This is a genomic window from Arthrobacter sp. GQ119 (assembly GCF_059759125.1).
Map to the genome: position 1 here is coordinate 88,692 of NZ_JCAXEA010000010.1, position 26,301 is coordinate 114,992.

Annotated in this window: 23 protein-coding genes and 1 pseudogene; 15 read left to right on the forward strand and 9 right to left on the reverse strand. The window is 65.6% G+C overall.

Annotation, left to right across the window (positions count from 1 at the left end):
- Position 1 precedes the first annotated feature (1 nt).
- On the reverse strand, positions 2–262 hold the full coding sequence (locus AC6CH3_RS11100) for a GlsB/YeaQ/YmgE family stress response membrane protein (RefSeq protein WP_498132488.1): 261 nt from the start codon (positions 260–262) through the stop codon (positions 2–4).
- Positions 263–499: 237 nt separating this feature from the next.
- On the opposite strand from AC6CH3_RS11100, the gene AC6CH3_RS11105 reads away from it, so the two are divergent.
- The 4 genes and pseudogenes from AC6CH3_RS11105 (at position 500) to AC6CH3_RS11120 (ending at position 3,850) form a co-directional block, all read left to right on the forward strand.
- Complete coding sequence (locus tag AC6CH3_RS11105) at positions 500–1,333, forward strand: PRC and DUF2382 domain-containing protein (protein WP_498132489.1); 834 nt, start codon at positions 500–502, stop codon at positions 1,331–1,333.
- Positions 1,334–1,516: 183 nt separating this feature from the next.
- The gene (locus AC6CH3_RS11110) at positions 1,517–2,467 is read left to right on the forward strand and encodes a manganese catalase family protein (RefSeq protein ID WP_498132490.1); all 951 of its coding nucleotides are present in this window, start codon (positions 1,517–1,519) and stop codon (positions 2,465–2,467) included.
- Between the two features lie 133 nt (positions 2,468–2,600).
- Positions 2,601–3,185 (forward strand): annotated as a pseudogene (locus AC6CH3_RS11115) (sensor histidine kinase); the annotation flags it as partial.
- Positions 3,182–3,850 carry a response regulator gene (locus AC6CH3_RS11120; RefSeq protein WP_498132491.1) on the forward strand — a complete coding sequence of 223 codons (669 nt, stop codon included), beginning with the start codon at positions 3,182–3,184 and terminating at the stop codon, positions 3,848–3,850. The pseudogene AC6CH3_RS11115 and the gene AC6CH3_RS11120, both read left to right, overlap by 4 nt.
- Positions 3,851–3,856: 6 nt before the next feature.
- On the opposite strand, the gene AC6CH3_RS11125 is transcribed toward AC6CH3_RS11120, so the two are convergent.
- Positions 3,857–4,444 carry an adenylate kinase gene (locus AC6CH3_RS11125; RefSeq protein WP_498132492.1) on the reverse strand — a complete coding sequence of 196 codons (588 nt, stop codon included), beginning with the start codon at positions 4,442–4,444 and terminating at the stop codon, positions 3,857–3,859.
- Positions 4,445–4,815: 371 nt separating this feature from the next.
- Here AC6CH3_RS11125 and AC6CH3_RS11130 point away from each other — a divergent pair, with 371 nt between their 5' ends.
- On the forward strand, positions 4,816–5,244 hold the full coding sequence (locus AC6CH3_RS11130) for a hypothetical protein (RefSeq protein ID WP_498132493.1): 429 nt from the start codon (positions 4,816–4,818) through the stop codon (positions 5,242–5,244).
- Here the strand turns inward: AC6CH3_RS11130 and AC6CH3_RS11135 are convergent.
- Positions 5,234–8,626: a DEAD/DEAH box helicase gene (locus AC6CH3_RS11135; protein WP_498132494.1), complete on the reverse strand. Its 3,393-nt coding sequence runs from the start codon at positions 8,624–8,626 to the stop codon at positions 5,234–5,236. The two genes, AC6CH3_RS11130 and AC6CH3_RS11135, sit on opposite strands and share 11 nt — an antisense overlap.
- Positions 8,627–8,801: 175 nt before the next feature.
- On the opposite strand from AC6CH3_RS11135, the gene AC6CH3_RS11140 reads away from it, so the two are divergent.
- The gene (locus AC6CH3_RS11140) at positions 8,802–9,668 is read left to right on the forward strand and encodes a DMP19 family protein (protein WP_498132495.1); all 867 of its coding nucleotides are present in this window, start codon (positions 8,802–8,804) and stop codon (positions 9,666–9,668) included.
- Between the two features lie 109 nt (positions 9,669–9,777).
- Here AC6CH3_RS11140 and treS read toward each other — a convergent pair whose 3' ends face one another.
- On the reverse strand, positions 9,778–11,907 hold the full coding sequence (gene treS / locus AC6CH3_RS11145) for a maltose alpha-D-glucosyltransferase (RefSeq protein WP_498132558.1): 2,130 nt from the start codon (positions 11,905–11,907) through the stop codon (positions 9,778–9,780).
- A 419-nt stretch (positions 11,908–12,326) separates the two neighbouring features.
- On the opposite strand from treS, the gene AC6CH3_RS11150 reads away from it, so the two are divergent.
- From AC6CH3_RS11150 to AC6CH3_RS11170, 5 genes are all read left to right on the forward strand, one after another.
- The gene (locus AC6CH3_RS11150) at positions 12,327–13,349 is read left to right on the forward strand and encodes a LacI family DNA-binding transcriptional regulator (RefSeq protein ID WP_498132496.1); all 1,023 of its coding nucleotides are present in this window, start codon (positions 12,327–12,329) and stop codon (positions 13,347–13,349) included.
- 139 nt (positions 13,350–13,488) lie between these two features.
- Positions 13,489–14,784, forward strand: coding sequence for a sugar ABC transporter substrate-binding protein (locus AC6CH3_RS11155; protein ID WP_498132497.1), 1,296 nt, complete (start codon positions 13,489–13,491; stop codon positions 14,782–14,784).
- An 84-nt stretch (positions 14,785–14,868) separates the two neighbouring features.
- Entirely contained in the window at positions 14,869–15,831 is a 963-nt protein-coding gene (locus AC6CH3_RS11160; RefSeq protein WP_498132498.1) for a carbohydrate ABC transporter permease, read from the forward strand.
- Position 15,832: 1 nt separating this feature from the next.
- A complete protein-coding gene (locus tag AC6CH3_RS11165) occupies positions 15,833–16,711 on the forward strand; it encodes a carbohydrate ABC transporter permease (RefSeq protein ID WP_498132499.1) in 879 nt (292 codons plus the stop codon).
- Between the two features lie 34 nt (positions 16,712–16,745).
- On the forward strand, positions 16,746–18,260 hold the full coding sequence (locus AC6CH3_RS11170) for a glycoside hydrolase family 32 protein (protein WP_498132500.1): 1,515 nt from the start codon (positions 16,746–16,748) through the stop codon (positions 18,258–18,260).
- A 111-nt stretch (positions 18,261–18,371) separates the two neighbouring features.
- Here AC6CH3_RS11170 and AC6CH3_RS11175 read toward each other — a convergent pair whose 3' ends face one another.
- A complete protein-coding gene (locus AC6CH3_RS11175; RefSeq protein ID WP_498132501.1) occupies positions 18,372–18,542 on the reverse strand; it encodes a hypothetical protein in 171 nt (56 codons plus the stop codon).
- A gap of 32 nt (positions 18,543–18,574) precedes the next feature.
- The gene (locus AC6CH3_RS11180) at positions 18,575–19,087 is read right to left on the reverse strand and encodes a COG4315 family predicted lipoprotein (protein ID WP_498132502.1); all 513 of its coding nucleotides are present in this window, start codon (positions 19,085–19,087) and stop codon (positions 18,575–18,577) included.
- 184 nt (positions 19,088–19,271) lie between these two features.
- On the opposite strand from AC6CH3_RS11180, the gene AC6CH3_RS11185 reads away from it, so the two are divergent.
- The 3 genes from AC6CH3_RS11185 to AC6CH3_RS11195 are packed head-to-tail and all read left to right on the forward strand — an operon-like array spanning position 19,272 to position 22,347.
- Complete coding sequence (locus tag AC6CH3_RS11185; RefSeq protein ID WP_498132503.1) at positions 19,272–19,772, forward strand: sigma-70 family RNA polymerase sigma factor; 501 nt, start codon at positions 19,272–19,274, stop codon at positions 19,770–19,772.
- On the forward strand, positions 19,769–20,443 hold the full coding sequence (locus tag AC6CH3_RS11190; protein ID WP_498132504.1) for an anti-sigma factor: 675 nt from the start codon (positions 19,769–19,771) through the stop codon (positions 20,441–20,443). Before AC6CH3_RS11185 ends, AC6CH3_RS11190 begins: the two co-directional genes overlap by 4 nt.
- A gap of 59 nt (positions 20,444–20,502) precedes the next feature.
- Entirely contained in the window at positions 20,503–22,347 is a 1,845-nt protein-coding gene (locus AC6CH3_RS11195; protein WP_498132505.1) for a hypothetical protein, read from the forward strand.
- Here AC6CH3_RS11195 and AC6CH3_RS11200 read toward each other — a convergent pair.
- The 3 genes from AC6CH3_RS11200 to AC6CH3_RS11210 form a co-directional block, all read right to left on the reverse strand.
- Positions 22,344–23,171 (reverse strand): DUF1206 domain-containing protein, encoded by an 828-nt coding sequence (locus AC6CH3_RS11200; protein WP_498132559.1) that lies wholly within the window; start codon positions 23,169–23,171, stop codon positions 22,344–22,346. The two genes, AC6CH3_RS11195 and AC6CH3_RS11200, sit on opposite strands and share 4 nt — an antisense overlap.
- 196 nt (positions 23,172–23,367) lie before the next feature.
- Complete coding sequence (gene trmB, locus AC6CH3_RS11205) at positions 23,368–24,315, reverse strand: tRNA (guanosine(46)-N7)-methyltransferase TrmB (protein WP_498132506.1); 948 nt, start codon at positions 24,313–24,315, stop codon at positions 23,368–23,370.
- Between the two features lie 83 nt (positions 24,316–24,398).
- Entirely contained in the window at positions 24,399–24,800 is a 402-nt protein-coding gene (locus tag AC6CH3_RS11210; RefSeq protein WP_498132507.1) for a hypothetical protein, read from the reverse strand.
- Between the two features lie 216 nt (positions 24,801–25,016).
- On the opposite strand from AC6CH3_RS11210, the gene AC6CH3_RS11215 reads away from it, so the two are divergent.
- Positions 25,017–26,288 carry an MFS transporter gene (locus tag AC6CH3_RS11215; protein ID WP_498132560.1) on the forward strand — a complete coding sequence of 424 codons (1,272 nt, stop codon included), beginning with the start codon at positions 25,017–25,019 and terminating at the stop codon, positions 26,286–26,288.
- The last annotated feature ends 13 nt before the right edge of the window (positions 26,289–26,301 follow it).

The window sequence follows — 26,301 nt, forward strand, 5'->3', positions numbered from 1 at the left end:
ATCAGCGCGTGACCCTCCGCCTTCCGGCCAGGCTTTCGGCGGTACCGATCAGCAGGACCGCGGCTATTACGGCAACGATGAAGCCGAGGACGTTTAGCTCGAAGATGTTTCCCGTGCCCAGCAGGCTCGCGATGACGCCCCCAATAACAGAGCCCGCAAGTCCCAGCAGCAAGGTGGCGAGCAGCCCCAGGTTCTGCTTCCCGGGCTTGATCAGGCGCGCCAGGGCGCCAATGACGAGTCCTGCGATGATGAATCCAATCATGGCTAATGCTCCTTACCTCGGGTTGAAACCACTCCATGAGAACAGTAAGCAGGATTACTACTAGATAGTACGCGGGCTTGTTGGCTGCTGCGCGCAAGCCGCGGGCCAGGAAAATCGGGCGGCCAGAAAAATACTAAGTATGCTTGCCAAATAGTTACTAAGCATGCTTATGGTAGTGCAGCGCCATGTCCTGCAGGGAGGCATCGCTACCCCAAATACCCCATCCAAGGAGACATTATGCTCGCCAAGGAACACATCGACGATCTGCTCAACCGCAATGGAAACGTCCTGTCCGCCGACGGTGACAAGATCGGATCCGTTGGCCAGGTCTACGCGGACGACGCCGACGGCCAGCCCACGTGGGTCACGGTCAAGACAGGCCTTTTTGGGACGTCCGAATCCTTCGTCCCGCTCGAAGGTGCCCGTCTCGAAGGCGATGACGTCGTGGTCCCGTACACCAAGGACCAGGTCAAGGACGCACCCAGGGTGGACACCAATGGCCATCTGGAACCCTCCGAGGAGGACCGTCTTTACGACCACTACGGTCTCGGCGGCGCCGGCCGGGCCTACACCGATAGGGCCGGGGATGGCGACTTTGACCGGACGCAGACGGACAGCGGATTCGCCGCCACCGGCGGTTTCAGCGCCGCTGATGCAAACGACACCGTGGGCCGTGACACGTCGGGACCGACCACGGATGACGCCATGACGCGGTCCGAGGAGCGCCTGAACGTCGGCACCGAAAAGCAGGCGACGGGACGGGCGCGGCTGCGGAAGTACGTCACCACCGAGAACGTCACCCAGACCGTCCCGGTACAGCGTGAAGAAGTGCGCATCGAACGTGAACCCATCACGGAAGCCAACCGCGGGGCAGCCCTGTCCGGGCCGGACCTCAGCGACGAGGAACACGAGGTAACCCTCCATGAGGAGCGGCCCGTCGTGGACAAGGAGACCGTCCCGGTCGAACGGGTCCGGCTCGATACAGAAACTGTCACTGACGAGGTGACGGTCGATGAGGAAGTCCGCAAGGAACGTATTGAAGCCGACGGTGTAGACGGCACCCGCCGGTGATGGTGTGACAAGTGGATGGGTCAGGGCCAGGGCATTGCCTTGGCCCTGACCCCTCGGCCCCGCCTTTGGGTGGCCGGGTAACAAGCCCAGGCACGGCTGCCCTTGCCGCCTCCCGCGGCTTCATCAACAGATCGAACCAGCACAGTTCAGCAGAGTTTTCAGATCCAAAGTGAGGAATTGACCATGTATCTGCACACCCAGCTTCTGATCAACGAAATTGCCGCCGACGAGCCCGATCCCGCCGCCGCGAACGCCCTGCAGGAGGGCCTCGGCGGGCAGTTCGGCGAGATGCGCACCATGATGCAGTACCTGTTCCAGAGCATGAACTTCCGCGGCGACGCAACCGCTAAGCCCTACAAGGACCTTCTTCAGGGTGTGGGCACTGAAGAGATCAGCCATGTGGAGCTTATCGGAACCACGATTTCCCAGCTCCTGGACGGCTCGCCGCGGTATCAGGGCAAGAAAACCGATCCTGTGGATGAGCCGGGCGCGAAGGGAGCCACCCCACTGAAAATCGCGTTGGATACCAGCAACATCCATCATTACCTCGTGGGTGCCCAAGGTGCCCTGCCCGTGGATGCTGCCGGCAACCCGTGGAGCGGATCGTACGTGTACAACAGCGGCAACCTCGTCCTGGACTTGCTCTACAACCTGATGCTGGAGTCCACAGGACGGCTGCAGAAATGCCGGATCTACGAGATGACGGAGAACAAGACCGCCCGCTCCACCATCGCGTACCTGATCGTCCGAGACCAGGCTCATGAGAACGCCTTTGCGAAGGCGCTTGAGAGCCTCGGTGTGAACTGGGGCAAGGTCCTGCCCATCCCCAAAACCAACGCAGAGCAGTTTCCGGAGGTGAAGAAGTTGCTCGACAAGGGGCTCCAGAGCATCCAGTACACGTTCAGCGCGGACAATCTCAGCGAAGCGGGGAAGCTCTACCGTGGGGCTTCACCATCCAACGATGGAACCGAGCTGAGCACCGACTTCATGCCTGAGGGCTTCCCCATGGCTGTCTCGCCTGAACGCCGTGAAGAGTTCGCGCCAGGGCTGGATCCGGAACTGCTCGCACTCATTCAGGCCACAGCGGAAGCTGAGCTCGTGGACGCGGACAACCCGAAAGTAGCCAAGGGGTAGGGGGCACCTGACCGACCCCGGGGAGGGGCAGCCTGGAAGTCCGCATCTGGCCTGGAAGTGGATGTCGTCCTTTCCGCGCCTGTTCCGTGCCCGCCACCGGCGCTCTCCGGGGGGCTTTGGAGCCGCGGAATCAGTCGCCGCACTGATCCAGATCGGCGAGTATGACGCCGTCGTGCAGTTCGTCAACGGCGCCACCTCCAACCGCACGCGCCTCAACGACGAGGTGACCAGCAGGATCGCGGACCCGGCGCTGGCCGCGCTGCTTATCGCCAAGTCGAGCCTGGCCGCCGAGCGCGGCGTGTCGCTGGAACTCGCGCCGGAGTCCCGGCTGGACCGCGTGGATGAGGAGCTGTCCCGGGACCTGACGACGGTGGTGGGGAACCTCGTGGACAACGCGCTCGACGCCGTCACCAACACGGCCGGGGCCGAGGTGGAGGTGCTGATCGAGGACGACGACGGCGGCATCACTGTTGTTGTGCACGATTCCGGGCCGGGGGTCCCGGCAGAGGTCATGGACGACATTTTCCGGCAGGGCTTCAGTACCAAGACGACGTCCGAGGGCGGGCGGGGGTACGGCCTGGCCTTGGCCCGCGTGGTGTGCCGGCGCCATGGCGGCCGCCTGACGGTGCACAATGACGCCGGGGCAGTGTTCACGGCGGAACTGTTCCGCGCGGGATCGGCGGGAAGAGACAAGCCAGGCAAAGCGAGGCGGCCATGATCAACGTTCTGATTGTCGATGACGACTTTATGGTGGCCAAGGTGCACGCCGGTTTCATCCAGCGCACGCCCGGCTTTCAGGTTGTGGGGGTGGCCCACACCGGCGCCCAGGCGGTGCTGGAAACACAGAGGCTCCAGCCGGACCTGGTCCTGCTGGATATCCACCTGCCCGACATCAACGGCCTCGACCTGATGCACCAGCTGCGGGAAGTGGCGCCGGAGCTGGACGTGCTGGTGATCAGCGCGGCCAGGGAAGTCGAAACCGTCCGCCGGGCGCTCCGCGGCGGGATTGTGCATTACCTGATCAAGCCGTTTTCCCAGACGGACCTGCAGGAGCGCCTGGAGCACTACCGGAACACCTACCAGAGCCTGGATTCCTCCAAGGACGTCGCCGAGCAGGCCGACGTCAACCGGGTCTTCGGACTGGAACGCGGGGAGCGTCCGCTGCCCAAGGGTTGCAGCGCTGAGACCCTTCAGGTGGTGGAGCGGGCGCTGCGCGAGGCCGTGGGCGACGTTTCCGCTGCTGAGCTGGCCGGCTTGGTAGGCACTTCCCGTGTGAGCGCACGGCGCTACCTTGAGTACCTCAATGACGCGGGGATGGTGGAAGTCACCCTGAAGTACGGCGTCGGACGCCCCGAGCGGCGGTACGAGTGGAAGGCGGGGTAAGGGGGCTCAGGTGGCCGTCCGTGCCGTGACGGTTTCGATCCCCTTCCGCGCGCTGGCGGTGACCTGGTCGATGTCGGCGGCCCCGTCGACGCGGCACACTATGCCGCGTTCGGCATAGTGTGCGATGACGGGTTCGGTTTCTTCACGGTAGAGCCTCAGACGGTGGCGGATGACGTCCTCGGTGTCATCGGTTCGTCCTTCAATGCCGGCGCGGAGCAGCAGCCGCCGGACGATCTCCTCGTCACCGACCGTGACTTCCAGAACGGCCTCCAGTGCATTTCCCGTGCCCTTCAGGATGGCGTCCAGGTCATTCATCTGGGCAACGGTGCGGGGGTAGCCGTCAAGGAGGAAACCGTTCGAGACGTCCTGCCGGGACAGCCGTTCGCGGACCATGGCGGTGGTGACATGGTCCGGGACGAGGTTGCCGGAATCCAAGTACTTTTCCGCCTGAATCCCCAAGGGAGTATGGGCGGCCAGGTGGGCCCGGAACATATCGCCCGTGGAGATCTCCACGATGCCCAGCTGTTCGCTGAGGCGGTGCGCCTGGGTACCTTTGCCCGAGCCGGGAGGGCCGATGATCAGCAGTCTCGTCATGCGTCTGTCCGTTCTGCGCGATGCGATGAGAGGTGGGATGCAGCGGGGTGGTTTCACGGGACTGCCACTCGGTTCGCCGGATTTCCGGCCGCAAGTTTGTCCGATTCTACCGGCGTGGGCCCGGCCAGGCGAGGCCCGCAGGCCCGGCTGCCCTACCCGGCCAGCCCGCGTACTGCCGGAAGATTCCGGGTAGTTCCCGCGCTAAAAACGGGTAGTCGCCTCGCGTGACGCCAGGCCGGGGCGCGCCGTTGAATGGGTTGTCACAGGGCAGGAGTCAACATCAGCGGGGGGAACAGCATGATATTTTCGCGGAAGCCGGCCACGCACCGGCACAGATCCGGGGCGGCACACATAGCCTGCGGGGGCAAGCCATGAGCTCCGGGCTGGCCTCGGCCGTGCAGTTGGCCGGCTCGCTGCCAGGCTCGATCGTGCTGACGCTGGGGCAGACCCTGGTGGTCGTGTGCGCCTGTTCCGACATGGTCCGCATGATGTCCGTGCCGCGCTCCCACGGACGGTACGTGGCCAACACCGTTTTCCGGACCCTCGCGCCGCTGGCGGTCCTGACCGTGGCCCTCCGGGTGCTGCTCGATGCGGCCTCCGGCGTCTGGCCGAACGTTACCGCCGGGATGTTCGTGCTGGTGGTTCTGACCTACCGGTGGCGCACCGACACCGACGAGGACAGCTGGTGGAAGGGCAAAGGCAAGGCGCTGGGCAAATGGCTCCGGAAGCAGGCCGGGTCACGGACCCTGGTTGCCCCGGCTGCCGGCCTGGCACGCGCCGCCCAGACCGTCAGTCGTTAAAGAGCCCGGCCAGGTCCTCGGCTGTCAGCGCGCCGCCGGAGAGCGCGTCGCCCTCCATCACGTCGGCGAACAGCTGCGACTTCTTCGCCTTGAGCGCCATGACCTTTTCCTCGATGGTGTCCTTGGCCACCAGCCGGTACACCATGACGTTCCTGGCCTGGCCGATGCGGTGTGTGCGGTCCACGGCCTGCGCCTCCGACGCCGGGTTCCACCATGGGTCCAGCAGGAACACGTAGTCGGCTTCGGTGAGGTTCAGGCCGAAGCCGCCGGCCTTGAGGCTGATCAGGAACACCGGGGCCGCGCCGTTCTTGAACTCGTTCACCACATCCGTGCGGTTCCGGGTGCCGCCGTCGAGATAGCAGAATTCGATGTTCTCTTCGATGAGGCGCTCGCGGACCTTCCCGAGGAAGCCCGTGAACTGGCTGAAGATCAGGGCCCGGTGGCCTTCGGCCACCAGGTCCTCGAGTTGTTCGAAGAGCACGTCCAGCTTGCTGGATCGCACGCCCGACAGTGAGGCATCCACGAGTGAGGCATCCAGGCTCAGCTGCCTCAGCAGTGTCAGCGACTGGAAGATCGTGAAGCGGTTTTTGTTCACATCGTCGATCAGGCCCAGGATCTTCTGCCGCTCGCGCTGCAGGTGCGTCTGGTACACCTTCTGGTGCCGCGGGTTGAGGACCACCTCCAGGATTTGCTCCTGCTTGGGCGGCAGGTCCTTGATGACCTGCTCTTTGGTGCGGCGCATCATGAGCGGACGGACCCGACGGCGGAGCTTGTCCAGCTGCCCCTTGTCACCGTTTTTCTCCACGGGCTTCTGGTAATACTCGGCGAACCGCGACGGGCTCGCGAACAGCCCGGGAGCCACAATCGAGGTCAGCGCCCAGAACTCCATGAGATTGTTCTCCAGCGGCGTGCCGGTGATGGCCAGCTTGAAGGCCGCCGGAAGCTTGCGGGCGCACTGGTAGGCCTTGGACTGGTGGTTCTTCACAAACTGGGCCTCGTCCAGCACCAGTCCGGACCACCGCCGCCCCGCGTAAGCCTCGTAGTCGATCCGGAACAGGGCGTAGGACGTGATGACAATGTCGGCCCCGGCCATGGCCTCGGCCGGGTCGGCCCCGCTCTTGGCAAACGTCTCGCCGATCGCGCGCACCGTGAGCCCCGGGGCGAAGCGCCCGGCCTCCGCCTGCCAGTTGCCCACGACGCTCGTGGGGGCCACCACCAAAAAGGGCGCACCGCCGTCGGACGGGCTGTCTTCATGCTCCTTCGCGGCGCACATCAGGGCCAGTGCCTGCACGGTCTTGCCGAGCCCCATGTCGTCGGCCAGCACACCGCCGAGCCTTTGCCGGTACAGGAAACTCAGCCAGTTGTAGCCCTCCAGCTGGTACGGGCGCAGCTCCGCGTTCAGGGTGGGAGGGAGCGGCAGGCCCCGGATGTCGCCCTCCAGCAGACCGCCCACGGACTGGCGCCAGGCGGCGGCCTGTTCGTCGACGATCCCCAGCTGCGCCAGCTCGTCCCACAGCCCGGCCTGGAAACGGCTGATCTGCAGCGTGCCGTCTTTGTTGTCGGGGTTGTCCTGAAGGGAACGGGCTTCGTCAATCAGCGCCCGCAGCTGGTGCAGCTCCGGCAGGTCCAGCGAGAAGTAGGCGCCACTGGGCAGCAGCATGCGCGTCTGACCGGCAGCAAGCGCAGAAAACAGCGCGGCAAAGGACACGGGCTGCCCTTCCAGGGTGATCACGATGCCCAGGTCGAACCAGTCGCGCTGGTCCGTGGCCTTGGTGGAGATCGCCACCACCGGGGCTTCCTCGGCCTCGCGGTAGTCGGCCATGTCGCCCGATGTTTCCACGGACACCTCGGGGGCATCCCGCAACCGGGGGAGGACCTCCTCCGTGAACGCCAGGGTGTCCAGGCCGCTGAGTTCTGCCGTCGCAGCGAGCCGCGGCGTACCCCAGCCGCCCGTGGCGGACTCACCGAGCTTCGGCACCACATCCCACGGCTGGCCGAGCGATTCCAGGATCCGGGCCTCGACGGCGTCGTCACGGTAGCCGTGGTCGCCAGGATGGCGCCACAGCGGCTGCGCGGTGACGAGGTTTCCGGATGTGTAGTGCCATTCCCAGTGCAGCCGGACCCGGTGGTCGGCGCCGTAGTTCGCCAGCAGGGACAGGGTGGGGACGGCCAGTTCGGGCAGTTCCACCGACTCGTCCGACGCCGTCACCCGTGCCGCCTGCTTGAGCTTGGGATAGAAGCCCGTGAGGAAGCGGCTCTCATCCCGCGCCGGGATATGGAGGGTGCTCCCGGCCGTCACGAACGTCAGGAGCTCCTCGCTGAGCCCGCTTTCCAGCGGGGCGAGGGTGATGGTGCTGTCCCCCACGACGCCGGGAAGCGCGCCCTCGCCGGACATGACAAAAATGCCGTGCGCCGGACGGCCGATGGTCCCTACCGCCGCCGGATCCGCCTCGACCCCCTCAACGGTGATGGTGGGGGCAAGCTCCAGGCCGCCGTCGTCGGATGCCGGGCTGCCGTAGCGGCTCAGATTAAGGCCGACGGCGGCGGGCGCCTCAGCGACCCTGACGGGCTCCTGCCCGCGGCTGTGGACCAGGGCAACACCGATCTTTTTGGCCTCGTCCAGCAGGCTCCACAGGTTCTTGCCGGCGAACGTGTTCATCCCCAGCCACAGGGCGGCCGACGAGTGCACCCGGCTTGCGGCCGACGTGTGGGCGGCGAGGAAGGACTGCATCCATTCCACGTGGGCCTCGTTGCATTCCCGCTTGAAATTCAGGTAGCTGAGCGTGTTCCACGAGACGTCACCGCGGATCCACTTGCCCTTGGCGCCCATGATCACCGGGCGGGCCTTCAGCTGGCGGACGCTGCGCAACGGGTCCCGGCGGCCGGTGTAGGAGAAGTGCGGGGCCGGCTCCTCCACCTCGAACTGGAGCGCCAGCGGGATGCCGCCCGCGGACGGCGTGATGCCGGGCTGCGAAATCAGCGGGCTGAGGGCCTGTTCCCAGTCTGCGAGTTTGGGCGCGGTGTCCTCCCTGGAGAGCCGGGAAATGTCCGCCGGGGCCAGCAGCTTCACCCTGATGGCCGGATTGTCCTCGGCGGCGAAGAGCAGGGCAGCCACATGCTTGCAGTCCTTGCGGACCGGGCAACTGCAGACGCCGACGGTACAGCTCCAGCCTCCCCCTCGCCGGATCAGTTTGGCGGTTGTTGAGTATGGCGCGTCGGCACCGCCGCGCACCTTGCCCAGCATCAGGCCGGTGGCGGCGTCGAACGAAATTCCGGCGACGCGGCTGCCCATGGCATAGGCGAGTCCGGCCGCGAGGGAGCGGTCGTTGATCGCCGGGGTCTGGATTGCCAGTGCCGCACTCTCGTCCGGTTTGGATGGCATGGTGCGCGCTACTTTCGGCAGGTCAAAATTCTGCAGGTTATCTGATCCATCTTAGTCAGCCGGCAGAGGCCCCGAAACTTCGCCTGCCGTTCACCTGCGCCTCAACCCGCGGCAGGCGGCGGCGCGTACGTTGAGAATGTTCCGAGCAACACCGGCTTCTGCAGTGAGGATCCCCATGACTTCCAACGAGTACCCCGTCGTATTGATGCTTGAAGGCGCCGACGCCGCGAACGACGAGGTGGTTGACGCCAACGTCGCCGTGGTCAACGCCATGTTCCGGGAGCTGCTCAATGCCGGGGAAATCGCCCCCAACGCCCTGCGCAGCTACTTTGTGGACTTTTACGTCACCCAGGCGCTGGGCGGCGGATTCGCGCAGTACGTTTTCACGGCCGCGGACCGCGACGAGCTGGACACGTACATCCGCGAGGGCCTCCAGGCCATGGGTGCCACCGCCCACCTGGCGCTGTTCGACCGCACGGCCGAGGCCTTCGACGCCCTCTCCGAGGAGGAAGCGGAGATCTACCTGGACGGCGAATGGGACGCAGAGACGGACGGTGAACTGCCGGACGGTGTCCAGATCCTCGAAGACCTCGACGCCGAATTCGAGGCGCTGTTGGAAACCGAGGACATCACCGGGCTCAACGCCGCGTGGCTCCGCGGGCAGGACGGGCTCCTGGTCCTGGTGGGGGAGGAGCTCGCCGCCCACATCGCCTCGCGCGTGGCGCGGGTTCCGGACCTTGAAGAGCGCCGGGCCGAAGCCGAGCAGGCCGCTCTCGAGACAGCACCCGAGTTTGAACTGATCATCCGGGAACTGTGCGACATCGCGGGCTACACGCTGCAGAAGATCATCATGGGCGACCCCAACTTCGAGCACAACGGCGAGACCGTCCTGGCGTGGCAGTTCAGCACGGACCACGGCGACTTCCTCATGATCGAGGACGACGACGAGGCCTTCATGATCCATCCCGAGACCAGGGAAATCGTCGCGGCCGTGGAGTTCGAGGACGCTGACGAGGCGCTCGTGGACGCGCGGCACCTCTAGCTCCAGTCCGGCACCGGCACCGGCACCGGCACGCCCATTTCGATGGTTCCCTGCGCACTCGATGCTTCGCAGCACCGAGCGTGCAGGGAACCGTCGAATCGGCGCTTAACTAGGCCTCGTCCCCGGCGTCCTCTTCCTTCAGCAGCAGTGCTGTGCCTTGATAGGCGGAGAGTTCGAGGAAGAAACTGTGCAGGTCATCCACGTGTCCGACCGTCTCCCCGCTGAACAGATCCTGCACGGCGGCGCCGGGCGGCAGGTGCGCGGACTGGATGCTGCCGGCGATGTCCTGGCCGGAGAAGTTGAGCACGGTGACCTGCAGCGTCCCGTCCCCCAGCTGGTTGACCATCACGAGCAGTCCCCGGTGCGAAACGTCCGGCACATCCAACAAAGTGGCTGTGGCTATGCCGTTCTCCTCCCGCACAGCCAGGATCCGCTGGAGCCGACGTGCAAAGGAGGCGGAATTCTGGAGCTGCTCGGGAAGCGGCCCGTATAGGCTGCGGGCGCGGGGCATGCCCGCCGAGGAGGTCTCCGCGTCCGGACTGGTGCCCATGATGTCGTGGGCTCCGCGGTTGATCCAGCGGGTGTCGCCTTGGGAGGTGAGCTCGTGGACATGCTCGCGGTCCAGGGCCGATATGCCGGCGAGGTCCCACCCGGAAAGGGCGAAAACTCCGGGTTGCAGGGCGTTATACATCGACAGCAGGATGTGGGCATCCAGCACCTGTGCCTCCTGCTCGCGGGTTATCGCTTCAGGGTCCTGGATGCCGAGCGCGGCCATGATGAAGCTCACCGTTGTGCAGGCGATGCCGTTGGTCGTGAACACAGCGTTGTACGGCGCGTTCTCCCCCGTCAGACGCTCCCTCATGGTTTGTTGCACCTGTTCGGCGAGTTGGGCCCCGGTGAGTTCCTGCCCGTTGAACTCGAACACCTCATCTCTGTGTCCGGAGGCGAAGTGCATCAGTTCATAGGTGAGTTCGTCGTGGTTCTGCAGGGCGTGGACCAGCGAGGCCTGGTCGACGCCGATTTCCATCGACAGGCGGAGCGTCAGCCGCAACAGCTCGGTGTCGGCGGTGACCAGCGCGTAGTGATAGGCGGGCCGGGTGATGAAGTCGTAGGAAAGGTCCGGGCCGGACTCGGACGTCGCCTTGATGTCGTCGATTGTCAGGTTCAGCTCCTGGAAGGAGAACCCGCCAACCTTTCGGATCATGGATCCAATGAGCTGGTTGGCTGCCTCGGAGAGCGGATGTCCCTCAGACCAGCCCGGCTGTTCCTCCGCGCTTTTTTCCACTCCAAGGAAGCCGTTGGCATCGAGGCGGAGCGCGCCGGTGCCCAGATCGACCAGTGAATGCAAAGCGTCCCCGACGACCAGGCGCATGCCGGCGAAGGTGGGATCCAGCCAGTTGATGGACGGCTGGCCCGCCTTGAAGTAGTGAAGGTAGACCCAGCGGCGGGTTTTTCCGGTGGTGTCAACGACCGGCCGCGTTGCGCTCCAGTTGGTTTCCTTGACGCCGGGTTCGTAGAAGATGACCCGCTGGAGCCGGCCAATAATGTATCCGGCCTTTTGCAGCGCCTGTTCAGAGTCGGGACTCAGATTGGCGGAATCCTGCCCTTCGGGCACGTCCGGCAGCAGGTGCCAGTCCTCCTCGGGGATGTCGATCATGTGATAAATGCCCGGGTAGTCCCGAAAGTTCATTTCGGCAAGGCGGAAGTCCGCTCCCTTGCCGGTGTGGCCCGGAACGATGTCATCGATGACTGTTCCGCCGTGATCGGTGGCGACGTCGCACATCTGCCGGAATTCGTCCTCCGTTCCAAACACGGGGTCGATCGCCATGCTGATCCGGTCAAAGTGCCCGTCGACGCTGGGAGTCTGGGTCCAGCCGCTGATGCCTCCTGCCAGTTTGACGGGGCCGGTGTGGAGTGCCCTGATCCCGATCTCCCGAAAGGCTTCCCACATGTCCGGATCACCCAGGGCAGAAAGGAAGGACTGGCCAGGCCGGGTAATGAAGGACAGAGGGTAGGCGGTGAACCATACCGGAGCGCGCTCGACGGCGGCCCGGGGGTTGGGATGCGCGTAGGAGTTCTGCCACATGCTGGCCTGCCCGGAGAGCTGCCGGGCCAGCGTGTTGGCGTCTCCCAGCATGGCCTGGTTCCGGAGCCACTCGACATACGCCGCGTTGCGCCCGTCAAACTCAAGGGACGGCCGGGCAGCCAGGTACTGGCGCCTGCGGGCGATCGGTCTCAGAGCTTTCGGGCGGGCCGGATAAAACTGCTCATCGTAAGTGATGTCCGCCGGCTCGGCAGGAGAGTCGGCCGTGGCCGAATCTGTTCCTTCAGCCGCTGTTTCTTCCGCCGCGTTTTCTTCAGCCTCGGCGGCTGCGGCCTCCGGTCCTGCGCTTCTCTCGTCGGTACTTGATTTCCGCACTGATTGCTCCCTTCCACAGGTTCTTCCTCGGCGCCGTGGATGCCTCCAAGACCTTTGCCCAGAGTTCACGTACCCCGGCCCGCCGGGGGTATTCACGTTTTTATGAGCCAAAGCCACCCTATGCCGATTGGCCCCGGCCCGCATCGAAGCGCGGCTGTCAACCAGCACGTTGACATTTGCAAAACGTTTTGTGTACTCTGGATCACACACAGTACAAAACGTTTTGCAAAGGACAGTCGATGGTGACAAGGGTTGGAATACGCGAGGTGGCAAAAGCCGCCGGGGTTTCGGTAACCACGGTCTCGCACGCGCTCAATGACGCCACCAGCTTCCGGGTCAAAGCGGAAACCCAGCAGCACATCCGGGATGTTGCCAAGGATCTTGGCTACGCACCCAACAGGCTTGCCAGCGGACTGCGCAACCAGCGGTCCCAGATTCTTGGGCTTGTCAGTGATGAGATCACCACCACGCCCTTTGCCGGTGCCATGATCCGGGGGGCGCAGGACGCCGCCTACGAACGCGGCTACGTGGTCATGGTGGTCAACTCCGGCCTGGACAACGAATTGGAGGCCCGGGAAATCCGCATGCTCCAGCAGCATCAGGTGGACGGTGTTGTGTACGCCAGGCTGTACCACCAGGGCGTGCAGGTGCCGGGCGAGCTGGCGGGCCTGCCCACCGTGCTGCTGGACGCCGTTACCGCTGACGGCTCCATCTCGTCCGTGGTTCCGGACGAGGTCAGCGCCGCCGAAACCGCCGTCGAAGCTCTCATCCGGGCGGGCCACACCAGGATCGGGATGATCAACAACCTGGACGACATTCCCGCCACGCACGGCCGGCTGGAGGGCTTCCGCAGTGCTTTGGCACGGCACGGGCTGGAGCATAATCCCCGGCACCTCATCGCAGGCGTGGCGGACACGCCGGGAGGCCGCCGGTCAGCTCTGGCCCTGCTCGGCCAGGAGGAACCGCCGACGGCGTTGTTCTGCTTCAGTGACAGGGTGGCGATGGGCGCCTACCAAGCAGCAACGGCACTGTCGCTGCGCATTCCCGAAGACGTCTCCATCGTGGGGATCGACAATCTGGAGATCATCGCGGACGCCCTCTGGCCCGGGCTCACGACGGTCGCCCTTCCCCACTACGACATGGGGCGCTGGGCCGTTGACCGCATCCTTGACGACATCGAGAATCCAGGGGCTCCGCCGGTCCAGACACAGCTGGACTGCCCGTTGATCGAGCGGGGCTCGGTGGGTCCGCCCCCGGCATAACCGGCCAGCAACCACCACCACAACATTTTCACTCCGAAACCCGGACCCGTAAAAAGGGACGCAGCCGTTGCAGCGGCCGCGTCCCGACGGACCCGGGGGCAATCAACCACGCACAAATTCAGCAGAAGGATTGACCATCATGAACAAGCGATTCACTCGGATCCTGGCCACCAGCATAGCCGCGGCGGCGCTCATGGGCACCCTGGGCGCCTGCGGCAAGGGCAGCGCCTCGGCAACAACCGAGGGCAGCAACGAAATCACCATGTGGACCCACAACGCCGGCAACCCGGATGAGCTCAAGGCCATCCAGGGCATCGTGGACTCGTACAACAAGAGCGGCGCAGCCAAGGCCCAGATCAAGGTCCAGGCATTCCCGCAGGAATCCTACAACGACTCCGTGGTAGCGGCAGCGGCCTCCGGGAAACTCCCCTGCCTCGTGGACATCGATGGCCCGAACGTCCCCAACTGGGCATGGGCCAAGTACCTGACGCCACTGAAGCTATCCGCGGACCTTTCCAAGAACCTGCCCAGCACCGTGGCCAAGTGGGAGGGCGAGACCTATGCAGTTGGGTACGGCGACGTCGCTTTGTCCATGTTTGCCCGCAAATCTGATCTCGCTGCGGCGGGCGTCCGCGTCGCCACCATTGAGAAGCCATGGACCAAGGAAGAGTTCCAGGACGCGCTGACCAAGCTCAAGGCCCTGGGCAAGTGGCAATACCCCTTGGACATGGGCACGGCCGGGGCCGGCGAATGGCTGCCCTACGCCTACTCGCCTCTCCTGCAGTCCTTCGGCGGCGACCTGGTCAACCGCGACGGATTCCAGTCCGCCGACGGCGCCCTCAACGGTGACAAAGCCGTTGAATGGGCTGAGTGGTTCCGCGGCCTCGCCGACCAGGGCTTCATGGCCAAGAAGAGCGGGAAAGATTCTACCCAGGACTTCCTCAACAACAAGAGCGGCATCCTCTACACCGGTTCCTGGGCAGGGGACAAGGCCCGGGCCGCCCTGGGAGATGAGCTGGTGGTCATGCCCTCGGTGGACCTGGGCAACGGTCCCAAGATCGGCGGAGCTTCCTGGCAGTGGGGCGTCACCAGCGGCTGCAACAATACGGATGCCGCGATGGACTACCTGTCCTATTCCCTGAAGCCGGAAAACGTGGCTGCCGTCATCAAGGCAACGGGAGGCATCCCCGCCACTGATGAAGCCGCGGCCCTGATTCCCGCGTTCGCCGAGGGTGGTCCCAACCGTATCTTCATGGAGTTCTCCCGCGAGTTCGCAGTCATGCGTCCGGAGACACCGGCCTACCCCTTCATCGCCACGGAATACGGCAAGGCCGTCCAGGACATCCTGGCCGGGGCCGACGCGAAGACCGTCCTGGACAAGGCGGTCAAGGCGATTGACGCCAACATCAAGTCCAACGGCGGCTACAAGAGCTAGCCGGCTGCCGAAAGGGGGGACGACGGCGGTACTCAACTGCCGCCGTCGTCCTCCCGCCGGCACTGACCGTCAACGGAGACTCCCATGACAACCACCCAGCTTCCCACGCGCCGCTCCGGCGCCCCCGCCCCGGCGGCCCCGGCCGCCCCGGCCACTCCGCGCGGCCGCCGTCCCGGCCGGCTGCGCGAACAGCTCAGCGGTTGGGGGATGATCGCTCCTGCAGCGGTCCTCCTGCTCGCCTTCGTGTTCCTTCCCGCCATCCTCGGTTTCGGCCTCGCATTCACCAACGCCCGGCTCATTTCGCCCCGGCCCGTGGAGTTCGTGGGAACGGACAACTTCGCCCGGCTGTTCACCGATCCCACCTTCTGGCGGGCACTGCTGAACGTCAGCTACTTCGCCGTGGTGGTCGTGCCCGTCCAGTCAGCGCTGGCCCTGGCCATGGCACTGCTGATCAACAAGAAGTTCCGCGGCGTGAATTTCTTCCGCACCATCTACTTCCTGCCCGTGGTCACCTCGATGGTGGTGGTGTCCCTGCTGTGGCTGTTCATGTACCGCAAGGACGGCCTGATCAACGAGATCCTGTCCACGGTGAGCTTCGGCCTCATTCCGGGCGCGGACTGGCTCAACGACCCCGCCACCGCCATGCCGGCCATCATCGCGCTGTCCATTTGGCAGGCCGCCGGCTTCCACATGATCATCTGGCTCGCCGGCCTGCAGAGCATCTCCGGCGAGCTGTACGAGGCGGCGCAGCTCGACGGCGCCAGCCGCTGGCACCAGTTCCGCTACGTGACCTGGCCGGGCCTGAAGCACACCCGCAGCCTGGTCCTGGTGACTATCACCATCCAGGCGCTCGGGCTCTTCGACCAGGTCAGCGTCATGACCCAGGGCGGGCCGCTCGACTCCACCACCACCATCATCTACGAGGCAGTCCGCTCCGGCTTCAAGCAGCAGGAAACCTCCTACGCCTCGGCCATCTCGCTCGTATTCTTCGTCCTCGTGCTGCTGATCTCAGCAGTGCAGCGCTACCTGACCCGAGAGAAGGACTGACGTGAAAAACGCCCTCCGCCTCAACTCCATCGGCGCCATGGCCGTGCGCATCCTGTTCGCCGCCGTCGCCGCGTTCCCCATCGTGTTCATGCTGGTGTCCTCGCTCAAGCCGGACCAGCAGATCTTCGGCGACATGTCCTCGGTGGCCGCATTCCTGCCCATCGGCAACATTTCGTTCGACAACTACGGAGCCGTGTTTGACCGCGTGCCGGCGGCCCGCTTCCTCATCAACTCCATCGGCATCTCCGCGGTCACGGTGGTGCTCGGCATATTCATCAACAGCCTCTGCGCCTTCGCTCTGTCCCGCATGGAGGTCCGCGGCAAGCGCGTGGTGTTCACCGCCATCCTGGCCACCCTGATCGTGCCCTTCCAGACCCTGGCGCTGCCCCTCGTGTGGTGGGTCAACCAGCTGCCGTACTTCGAGCTGAACGGCTTCAGCCTGGAGATCTCGAAGGGCTGGCTGGACACCTACCAGGTCCAGATCATCCCGTTCATCGCCAACGCCTTCTCCATCTATCTCTACCACCAGTACTTCGAATCCATTCCGAAGGAACTGGACGAGGCCGCCAGGATTGACGGCGCAGGCTGGTTCAAGATCTACCGCCAGGTGGTCATGCCCCTCGCCGGGCCCGCCACAGCCACCGTGGCCATCCTGACCTTCCTTCCGGCCTGGAACTCCTACCTGTGGCCGCTCATGGTGGTCCAGTCCGAGGAGCTGCGGCCAGTGATGATCGGCATCCAGTACTTCTTCCAGCTGAACGTCTCCTGGGGCGAAGTGATGGCGTACGCCTCCCTCATCACTGTTCCCGTGGTGATCCTGTTCATCGCGTTCCAGCGCTCCTTCATCAACAGCATCGCCTCCAGCGGCGTCAAGGGCTGACCGGCTTTTCCTAGTTCGAAAGACAACCACTTCCATGAATCCCACCGCCGATCTCGACTGCCGGTACCGGCCCACATGGCACTACGCCGCGGAACGCAACTGGCTCAACGACCCCAACGGCCTGGTCTACTCCAACGGCGTCTACCACCTCTTCTATCAGCACAACCCGCACGGCGATGTCTGGGGCAACATGTCCTGGGGCCACGCCACCTCCGCGGACCTGCTGCATTGGGACGAGCAGCCCGTGGCCATTCCCTGCGACGGGCAGGAAGCCGTCTTCTCCGGCTCGGCCGTGGTGGACACCCTCAACACCAGCGGTTTCGGTGTTGGGGGAGTCCCGCCGCTTGTGGCGATCTATACGAGCGCCTACGCCCCCGGCTCGCTGCTCGCCGGCCGGCAGGCGCAGTCCCTCGCCTACAGCACGGACGACGGCGCCACCTGGACCAAGTACGCCGGAAATCCGGTGCTGGACCGGGCGTCCTCGGACTTCCGCGACCCCAAGGTCTTCTGGTACGACGGCGACGCCGGCAGCTACTGGGTGATGGCCGCCGTCGAAGCCCTCACCCATGAAGTGGTTCTCTACAAGTCGGCGGACCTGAAAACCTGGGAGTACCTGAGCACCTTTGGCCCGGCGAACGCCACGGACGGCGTCTGGGAATGCCCGGACCTGTTCGAACTGCCCGTGGACGGTGACGCCGGAAACACCCGGTGGGTGCTCGTGGTTAACCTCAGCCCGGGTGGCGTCGCCGGCGGCTCCGGCGGCCAGTACTTCATTGGAACGTTCGACGGCGTGACCTTCCGCTCCGAAACGACAGTCACCGAGGGCGAGCAGACGGACGGGACCCGGATGGCCGACTACGGCTGGCTGGACTGGGGCCGGGACTACTACGCGGCCGTGTCCTTCAGCAACGCCCCGGACGGTCGGCGGCTCATGATCGCCTGGATGAACAACTGGCAGTACGCCGCGTCCACGCCTTCGGAGGGCTGGCGCAGCGCCATGTCCCTGGTCCGGGAGGTCCGGCTGGAATCCCGAGGCGGACGTCCCGTGCTGATCCAGGAAGCGGTGGATCCCTTCGCGGCCTCCGGAACCGGGCTGTTCATGCTTGGCAGTCAGGAACTGGAGAGCGGCATCACCTGGCTTCCGGCCGAGGCCTCCGGGGACGTGCTCCGGATCGATGCGGAGTTTGAGCCCGGGGCCGCCGGCAGAGTTGGCCTGGTGCTCCGTGCCGGAAGCGGCGCCTCCGCCGGTCTCGAGCGCACCGTGCTCGCTTACGATTCCGTAGCGGGGGAGCTGAGCCTGGACCGGACCGCGTCCGGCGACGTCGGCTTCCACGAGGATTTCCCGTCTGTGGAGCGGGTGGCCATTCCGATGATCGACGGCAGGCTGCGGCTCCGGGTCTTCCTGGACCGCTGCTCCGTGGAGGTCTTCGCCCAGGACGGACTGGCCACGATCACGGACCAGGTGTTCCCCTCGGACTCCAGCACCGCCGTCGGCCTCCTGGCAGAAGGCGACGGCGGCACCCTGGTGGGCCTCACCGTCACGGGCTGAGCCCGCGGCGTCATCGGCCGCGTTATCGGCCCGCCGTTTCGACGGTTCCCTGCCGGCTCGACGCTTCGCAGCATCGAGTGTGCACGGAACCGTCGAATCGGCGGCACGGTCTCAGCCGCCGCGGACGCGGACCGGTTCGAGACGTCCCCCAAAAGTCATCTCGATCCGCAGCGCCACGTCCACGGCCGTCTTCTTGGCCCGCGTCACCCGGGCGAACTTCCGCCGGGGGCTGTGCAGCGAGATGATGGCAGTGCCGGTGTCCGAGGGCGTGGGCTCCGGCACTACCGCTTGTGATGCCTTACTTGATCGACGCCTTACTTGATCATGGCGCCGTCGGGGGCCACGAGGTACCACACATTGCCTACGCCCTGGCCGGTGATGTCGCCGGGGGCCTTGTCCTTCTCCCACAGGTAGACGGGCATGCCTTCGATGGTCACCTGCTTCTTGCCGTCAGGGGTGTCGATGGTTCCGACCTTTCCGGTGACGCCCTCAACGGTGGGGGTGTCATTGGTGGTGAGGACCGGCGGCCAGGCAACGAGGCAGTCACCAGTGCAGTTGCTCTTGCCGGAGTCCTTCACATCCTTGGTGAAGTAGTAGACGCTCATTCCCTTGCCGTCCACCACGATTTCGCCCTCGGCCGACGATGCGGTCTTCAGGTCAACTGCAGCCGTTTCAGTAGCTGTGGACATGGGGGTTTCGGTGGGCGACTCGGCGGCAGTGGTGGCGGGGGCGGCCGTGGTAGGAGTTGTGCCGGTTCCGCCGCCACAGGCGGTCAGCGACGCGGCAAGGGCCAAAACTGCAAGGCCAACGCTCAATTGCTTGTTCATGTGCTGCTCCTTGGCTCAGGCCGGCATCCAGGATCCGGCGCTATTTGGAATGACGCATGAAGGTGAAGAATGGTTCAAGGCGCAGACGACGGACCTGAATGAACTTTTCTGGGCCGGTCCGCGTCTTACATGCCAGAATGCCGGGCCGCAGGGACCGGCATCGAGTCACCTCCGGGAGGTCCTGGTGCCGCTGGACGAAGATGTGGTTGCCGCAATCTACCGCGAGCATGGGATGGCCCTGCGCCGGTTTGTGATCAGTGCCACCCACGACCCGATACTGGCCGATGACATCGTCCAGGAGACAGTGCTGCGCGTCTGGCAGCAGGCGCCGACAATCACGGGAAGCATGCGCAGTTACCTGTTCCGGACGGCCCGGAACATCATGATCGACAATTACCGGAAATCCCAGCGCAGGCCACAGGAGGCCGAGGAGCGCGAGCTCGCCGATCCGGCGGAAGTCATCGGGAAGGTCGACGAACTGCTCACCAGGGTGCTGATGGAAGAGGCCCTGCTTCGGTTGAGCACGGAGCATCGGGACGTACTTGTGGCGCTGCATTACCGGCGCTTCACGGTGAATGAGGCCGCCGTCCAGCTGAACATTCCAAGCGGCACGGTGAAATCCAGGGCGTTCTACGCGGTGAAGGCTCTGCGGACAATTCTTGATGAAATGGGTGTGGAACGGTGAACGGCAAGGAACTCCATGAGTTGCTGGGGGCATACATTCTGGGCGGCCTCGACGACGCGGACAAGGCGCGCTTCGCGGACCACCTGAAGCAGTGTGCAATCTGCCGGGATGAACTCGCAGACCTGGAGACGCTTCCCGGCCTGCTGAACGCCGTGCCGGTGCCCGACGCCGTGGCGCTCGCCGTTCCGGCTCCGCGGGCGCCGCGCACCCGGGAGCCTTCTGCCGACGTCCCGCAACCTGTCCTTGACGAATTGGCGGCCCGCCGTCGTCATTCCCGACGGCGGCTGACCGCGTTCGTCGGGGCTGTCGCCGCCGCATGCCTCGCCCTGGGCTTCGCCGCGGGGCCGCTTCTGGACCCGGCTAACAGGCCTGATGCCAGCTATTCGGTGGAAGCCGACACCGGCATCCAAGTGACCGTGGGCATGGTCAAGAAGACGTGGGGTACCGAACTGGCGGTGGACGGCAAGAGCCTGCCGAACAAAGGGAAGCTCTCACTGTGGGTCAAGGACCGGGCGGGAGCGGAAGACCGCGCCTGCGCCTGGATGGCGACCCCCAGCGGCCGGGCCAAGGTCACCAGCGCAACCCCGCTGCAGTACTCGAGCATTGCCAGCGTCGAGGTGCGGAATGAACAGCAGCAGACAATTGCGGTGATCACCGTGCCGGGCGCCTGAAATAGCCCGTTTTTGTCTCAGCCAGGTGTTCTACTGGAGTCCAGGGTGAAGGGGACTCAATGGAGCAGCGGGGCGGGGATCACGGCCACAGCAGCCGGGAGCACAGGAACCGCGCCGCCGTGGGCCGGCGGCCAGGGAACCGCGGCCATCCCAAGCGCGATCATTCCGGCGGCTCCTACGAACTTGTGGCCTCCGGGGAGCAGCTCGCCCGGACTCTGATGTCGGCGGGCCGCCTGCGGCCGGCTGCGGTAATTGCCTGGCATCCCGGCCAGCCCCGGAACAGGATTGACGTCGAGCATATCGCCCGTGAAGTGGGGGACCTCGCCGATGTCTATTACCTCGAAAACGGTCCCGAGACCTTCAGGCTCGGTGACGCGCTGCCTCCGGGTGCCAATGTTTACGGGAACGCCGCCCGGGTCTATTCTGCGGACCTCGACTGGATGCAGGATGTGTACAGAAGCCCGCTCCGGATGGCACAGAGTCCGGATGCTGCCGCGCGCGCAGCGGAACAGATCATTGACGACGTGCTGGGACGGCTTACGTCATCGCCGCCACCAGCGGTCGTGCCGCAACGCGCGGAAAAGATGGACGGCGTGGTCAAGGCCTTTGCCAGCGGTGGCTCCCGTGCCATCGTGGAGTTGTCAGACGGCCGGCGCTGCACTATCCAGCGCGAGCAACTCCTGCCGGCCGTGCGCCTGGACTGGATGCTGGCTGAAGGGCAAGCGGTGTCCGGGCTGTACGACGCCGACGCCAGGACCCTGGACATCAGTGCCCTGAAAGTGGTCCCCCGGCTCGCAGATCTCTATTCCTCGGGTGACCTGGTGCTTGCGCTGGTGGAGGAGGTGACCGGCAAGGCGGCGACGCTCAACCTTTTCCCCGGCTGCAGGTGGCCAGTTCCCCTGGAGCGGATGTCGTCGAACCCTCTGGACACGGCTGACACTTTGGTGACGGAGGGGGAAGTGGTGGTTGTCCGGTTCCTCAGGGTCAAGGGCGCCGTTGTTCTTTCCCTCATCGACGTTGATGATGATGGGGAGGTCCGGGCATCCCCCGAACTGCTGCTGGGCGGGACTCCCTGGCTGCAGGCAGGAAGACACCTGCTGGAACGCGTGGCCACTGGGATCGATGAAATTCCGGTGGCTGCCGGGGAACCGGCTCCGCCGGCCTCGGCAGGACGCGCCACCGACAGTCCTTCACCCGCTCTGATCACGGTGCAGCTTTCCCTTGCCACCGAGAAGGCTGAGGTGGCCCGGCTGCAGGAGTTGGTCAAGGCGGGGAGCAGCGCCGGGCCGGAGCTTCTTCGGCTGGAGCGCGAGGTGGCGGCCCTGCGGGCGGAGCTGGAGCTCGAGCGACGGAAAGCGGCGGCCAGTGACGGGCTGAGGGCCGGATTGGCCGCAAGGAACGCCAAACAAATGGAGGACCTGCGCACGCTTCGCGCCCGCAACCGTGAAATGCAGCAGGCTCTGAAGCGGTCCCGTGAAGACGCAACAGAGGCCTTCGAAACAGCGGATGACCGCGTCCGGCACGATATCTATCTGGCGTGGGTACGCAACGTTCCCGGCGAAGACAAGTCCAGGTTTCCACTTCCAGGGGGATACCGCGTAGGTCCCGACTTCGCCGCCTCACTGTATTCACGGACGGAACAGGGCGCCGTGCCCAAGGCATTGAAAGCGGTGGTGGAAGTGTTGACCGGTCTCGCGGAGCGGAGCTCGGCCCGGGAGGTGCATCCCCTACGCGCCACAGGTGGCGGTGATGCGGCCCAGATTCAGCGCGAGGACGGTGCCAGGTGCTTTCGCGCATCCATCGAACGAAGCGTGGCGTCGGCGCGGCGGCTGCACTACTGGAAGACTCCGCGTGGCGACGTGGAGCTTTCGCGCATCGTGCTGCACGATGACTTCAAGCCTTAGGTCCCTTGGCGCTGGGATTCCATGCGGCCGAGCCTGGCCCGAACCACCATAAAAACGCCGTAGCAGATGAGCCCTGCGCCCACGGCGGCGAGCAGATAGATGCCAAAGGGCTGTTCGCGCAGCGCCCGCAGGCCGCCGTCGAGTCCCGTCGACTGTTCGGGGCGGAGCGTGGCTGCGGCGGTGATGACGAGCAGGCCAGTCAGGAAGAGGGCGACGCCTTTGGCCGCGTAGCCGGCGATACCCAGGCCCGTAACACCCTTGCGTGCCGAGGGCGATGCAGGCATGCGGATGTGCCGTTCGAACTTCTTCTGGAATCCGCGGACCACATAGACGATTCCGGTGACAGCTACTGCCGCCCCGACAACAATCAGGAGCAGGAGGCCGCCCGGTGCCTTCAGGAGACCCACGGTCATGTCACTCGCGGATTCCCGGTTGTCACTGCCGCTGCCTCGCGCGAACGCGGCGAGTGAAACAGCCATTGCGGCGTAGACCACCGCCTGGCCGGCGGCCTTGAGCTTCTTGACTATTTTGTCCTTGGACCGAAGGTGCTGGTAGGCAAAGATGGCGTCACTGGCCTGCCACAGCGCCAGGGCCACGCAGGCGGCGAAGCTGGCCCACAGCAGCAGGGGCCCGAAGGGCTGGCTGCCCAATTCTGCGACAGCCCCGCTGACGTCAGCCCTGCCGCCCTTTCCCACTGCCAGCCCGATGGCGATCGTCCCCACCAAAAAATGGAGCACGCCGCTGACGGCAAACCCTGCCCGGGCCAGCAGCTCGAGTGCGCGGGAGTTAGTGACCTCTTCGGCTTTGTCTGCCGCGCCCTGCAGTTCTCGTTTGATGGTCGTTCCTTCGCGCCGGCATGGCTCATGCGTCTCCCGCGGCTACCCGCTACATGCCCCATCGTGCCACGGGCGGAGGCTGCGCAAAAGATGGCAGCTGCGCGCAACCAAGCTCCGCAAGTGTGCCCCGCGACTGCGCCCCGCCCAGGGCCCGCAGATGTGCCCCGGCCCGGCTCCGGCGGCGTCAGACCCGCCGGTAGCAGAGGTCGAAGATCATGCGGCCGGCCTCATGGGCCTTGTTCTCAAAGCTCGTGCGGATGCGGCCCTCAAACCGAGGCGCCCAGCCACCGGTTTCATCTATGCCCTCGTTGGGTCCCGTGTGCTCGGTGCTGACCGGCGCCCGGCCTTCCCTCACCGGGGCGCCGCCCACGACCGACTCGACGCCGGTCTGCCAGACGTGGGTGAGCGGGCTCTCGGGCCCCCTGCGTTCACCGTCGTGCATATTGACGAACGCCGTGGAACCGGCGAGCACATCGCGCACGTGCACGGCGTAATTGGACCAGTCGGTCGCGATCCGCCAGAGTCCGCCCGGCTTCACGGCCCTGGCGGCCAGCTCGGCGAACTCGGGCTGAATGAGCCGCCGTTTGTGATGGCGCGACTTGTGCCAGGGGTCGGGGAAGAAGATCCACAGCTCGCTCACCGATTCAGGCGGAAGCATGGTGGCGAGTACTTCAGGCGCGTTGGCCTCCACCACACGGACGTTGGTGAGGCCCCTGCTGTTGATCTTGATCATGGTGTTGGCCAACCCGGGGGTGTAGACCTCGACCGCGAGGAAGTCCGTGTCCGGATTCTGCTCGGCGGCGTGGCAGACGGCATCGCCAAGTCCCGATCCGATCTCAACGATCAGCGGCGCTTTCCGGCCGAACTCTGCCTCCGCGTCGAAAATGTAGTCCGGGTGGACCGAGGTGTTGGCCACGTGGCGCGGGACGTCCACTGCCCAGCGGTCCGAGTGCTCTTCCCAGGCGGCTTGCCGGCGGCCCTGGAGGCGTGTTCCGCGGCGGACGAAACTGACGGGCCGTCCTCCGTACGTGCCGAACGAGGCCTGGCTGCCGGGCGTGACGGGCCTCGGCGTCCTGAGATTCTCAGGCGTCTGGTTCTCCGGCGGCCGGGGGGAATCTGGGGTTTCACTCATCACCTCCAGAATAGTGGAGTTCGCGGGGCAGCACGCCGCCGGCATCGGCAGTGGGGGCGCCCCCGGGTGCGCAGGGAAGGCGTTCAGGGCAGGGCTGTGACAACGACGTGGATGGCCCCTGGGAGAAGGACGAAGGCAGCTTCCGTCCCCACGAGCCAGAGTCCTGCCACGCCGGCGCTCCACGCCGAGGTGTCGCGCTGATGCCGCCTCACGGCAAGAATGCCGAAAAGCGCTGCCAGCAGCCCGAAAAATGTGGGCAGGCTCCAGAAGACTGCCGCCGCCACCCACTCCAGGCCGTTGCTGCCGGTGTCGGGGCGGGTGAACAGCATGGCGAACATGGTGGGCACAATAGTCAGGAGCATGCTGGGCAGGACCAGCGCACCAAACACGACGCTCGCCCCGCCTTCGCCGGTGCCTTCCGACGCCGCCCGGCCCCGTGACGGACCGGGATGGTCGGGGACCTTGGGCGCAAACGGAATACTCATGGTTCTCCCGGTGGTAGTCGGTGCGCGGTGCCGCGGACCGCTATTTGGAGCCAGACTAATTCCGGGCCGTGGACAGCCGTAACCGGTGTTCTTTCGTATGTGGATAACGCGCCCCTGCAAGAATGGCCGGATGACCGGTGGGAAGAGCGGGACGGTGGGAAGAGCGGGACGGTGGAGAACGGGACAGGGAAGAACGGGACAGTGAAGAACAGGGCACTGAAGAACGGCGCGACCCGGCCCGTCCTGGGCGCCGTATCCGGATCGCTCGTGGACGCCGAGGTAGACGAGGTTCCGTCCGCTGAGCCCACGCATGTCGGCGGCCGCCGGGGGCTGGCGTACCTTGGCCTGTGCCTGGTGCTGATCGGGCTGAACCTGCGCACTGTGTTCTCCAGTTTTTCTGCGGTGCTCCCCGAAATAACCTCCGGCGCCGGCCTGCCGGGCTGGGCAGTGGTGGTGCTGACCACCGTCCCGGTGACTCTGCTGGGCGTGTTCGCACCGCTGGCTCCCGTCCTGGCGAGAAGATTCGGTGCCGAGCGCGTCCTGCTGGGGGCCCTGGCGGTGCTGACGGCCGGGCTGCTGGCCAGGCCCGCCGATGTTCCGGGCGCGGGGCACCTGCCCGCCCTGCTCGCAGGCACGGCGGCGTGCGGAGCGGCGATTGCGCTGTGCAACGTGCTGCTGCCCGGGCTGGTGAAGCGCGACTTCCCGCACCGGCTCGGCCTGATGGGCGGGCTCTACACCACGGCCATCTGTGCGTCAGCTGCGCTGGGGGCTGGTTTCACCTATCCGGTTTTCAGCGCTACCGGTCAATGGACCGCGGCGCTGTGGTTCTGGGCGGTGCCGGCCGCCGTCGTCCTTCTTCTTTTCCTTCCGGTCGCGATCCGTCAACGCCACGGCCAGCACAACGCCGTGCACGACGGCGTGAATGTGTGGCGCTCCGCGATCGCCTGGCAGGTCACCATCTTCATGGTGCTGCAGTCCATGATGTCGTTCAGTGTCTTCGCCTGGCTGGCGCCGATCCTGCGGGATCGCGGCATCGACGGCGGAACGGCGGGGCTGGTGGTGTCCGCCTCGATCGTCCTGCAGATGCTCGGCTCGCTGTTCGCCCCGGCGCTGGCAGCGAGGCTGCGCGATCAGCGGGCCATCAACACGGTCGTGGCGCTCATGACCGGGGGCGGCTTCGCCCTGAGCATCTTCGGCCCGCTGGAGCTGATCTGGGTGTGGACCGGACTCCTGGGCCTGGGCCAGGGCAGCCTCACCGCGGTGGCCCTGACCATGATCATGCTCCGCACCCGGGACGGGCATGCCGCAGCCCACCTCTCCGGCATGATGCAGGGGGTGGGCTACGGACTCGGCTCCACAGGGACGCTCCTGGTGGGCCAGCTGCACCAGAGCACCGGCTCGTTTGCGGCGGCCGGAGTGCTGTTCCTCGCGGTGGGTCTGCTTGCGGCCGTCTTCGGCTACCGGGCAGGCCGCAACCGTTTCATCTGACCCGCCGGTTGGG

Coding starts and splice junctions, on each gene's coding strand:
- AC6CH3_RS11100 (WP_498132488.1), bottom strand. CDS start 262: ATGATTGGATTCATCATCGCAGGACTCGTCATTGGCGCCCTGGCGCGC.
- AC6CH3_RS11105 (WP_498132489.1), top strand. CDS start 500: ATGCTCGCCAAGGAACACATCGACGATCTGCTCAACCGCAATGGAAAC.
- AC6CH3_RS11110 (WP_498132490.1), top strand. CDS start 1,517: ATGTATCTGCACACCCAGCTTCTGATCAACGAAATTGCCGCCGACGAG.
- AC6CH3_RS11120 (WP_498132491.1), top strand. CDS start 3,182: ATGATCAACGTTCTGATTGTCGATGACGACTTTATGGTGGCCAAGGTG.
- AC6CH3_RS11125 (WP_498132492.1), bottom strand. CDS start 4,444: ATGACGAGACTGCTGATCATCGGCCCTCCCGGCTCGGGCAAAGGTACC.
- AC6CH3_RS11130 (WP_498132493.1), top strand. CDS start 4,816: ATGAGCTCCGGGCTGGCCTCGGCCGTGCAGTTGGCCGGCTCGCTGCCA.
- AC6CH3_RS11135 (WP_498132494.1), bottom strand. CDS start 8,626: ATGCCATCCAAACCGGACGAGAGTGCGGCACTGGCAATCCAGACCCCG.
- AC6CH3_RS11140 (WP_498132495.1), top strand. CDS start 8,802: ATGACTTCCAACGAGTACCCCGTCGTATTGATGCTTGAAGGCGCCGAC.
- AC6CH3_RS11150 (WP_498132496.1), top strand. CDS start 12,327: ATGGTGACAAGGGTTGGAATACGCGAGGTGGCAAAAGCCGCCGGGGTT.
- AC6CH3_RS11155 (WP_498132497.1), top strand. CDS start 13,489: ATGAACAAGCGATTCACTCGGATCCTGGCCACCAGCATAGCCGCGGCG.
- AC6CH3_RS11160 (WP_498132498.1), top strand. CDS start 14,869: ATGACAACCACCCAGCTTCCCACGCGCCGCTCCGGCGCCCCCGCCCCG.
- AC6CH3_RS11170 (WP_498132500.1), top strand. CDS start 16,746: ATGAATCCCACCGCCGATCTCGACTGCCGGTACCGGCCCACATGGCAC.
- AC6CH3_RS11180 (WP_498132502.1), bottom strand. CDS start 19,087: ATGAACAAGCAATTGAGCGTTGGCCTTGCAGTTTTGGCCCTTGCCGCG.
- AC6CH3_RS11195 (WP_498132505.1), top strand. CDS start 20,503: ATGGAGCAGCGGGGCGGGGATCACGGCCACAGCAGCCGGGAGCACAGG.
- trmB (WP_498132506.1), bottom strand. CDS start 24,315: ATGAGTGAAACCCCAGATTCCCCCCGGCCGCCGGAGAACCAGACGCCT.
- AC6CH3_RS11210 (WP_498132507.1), bottom strand. CDS start 24,800: ATGAGTATTCCGTTTGCGCCCAAGGTCCCCGACCATCCCGGTCCGTCA.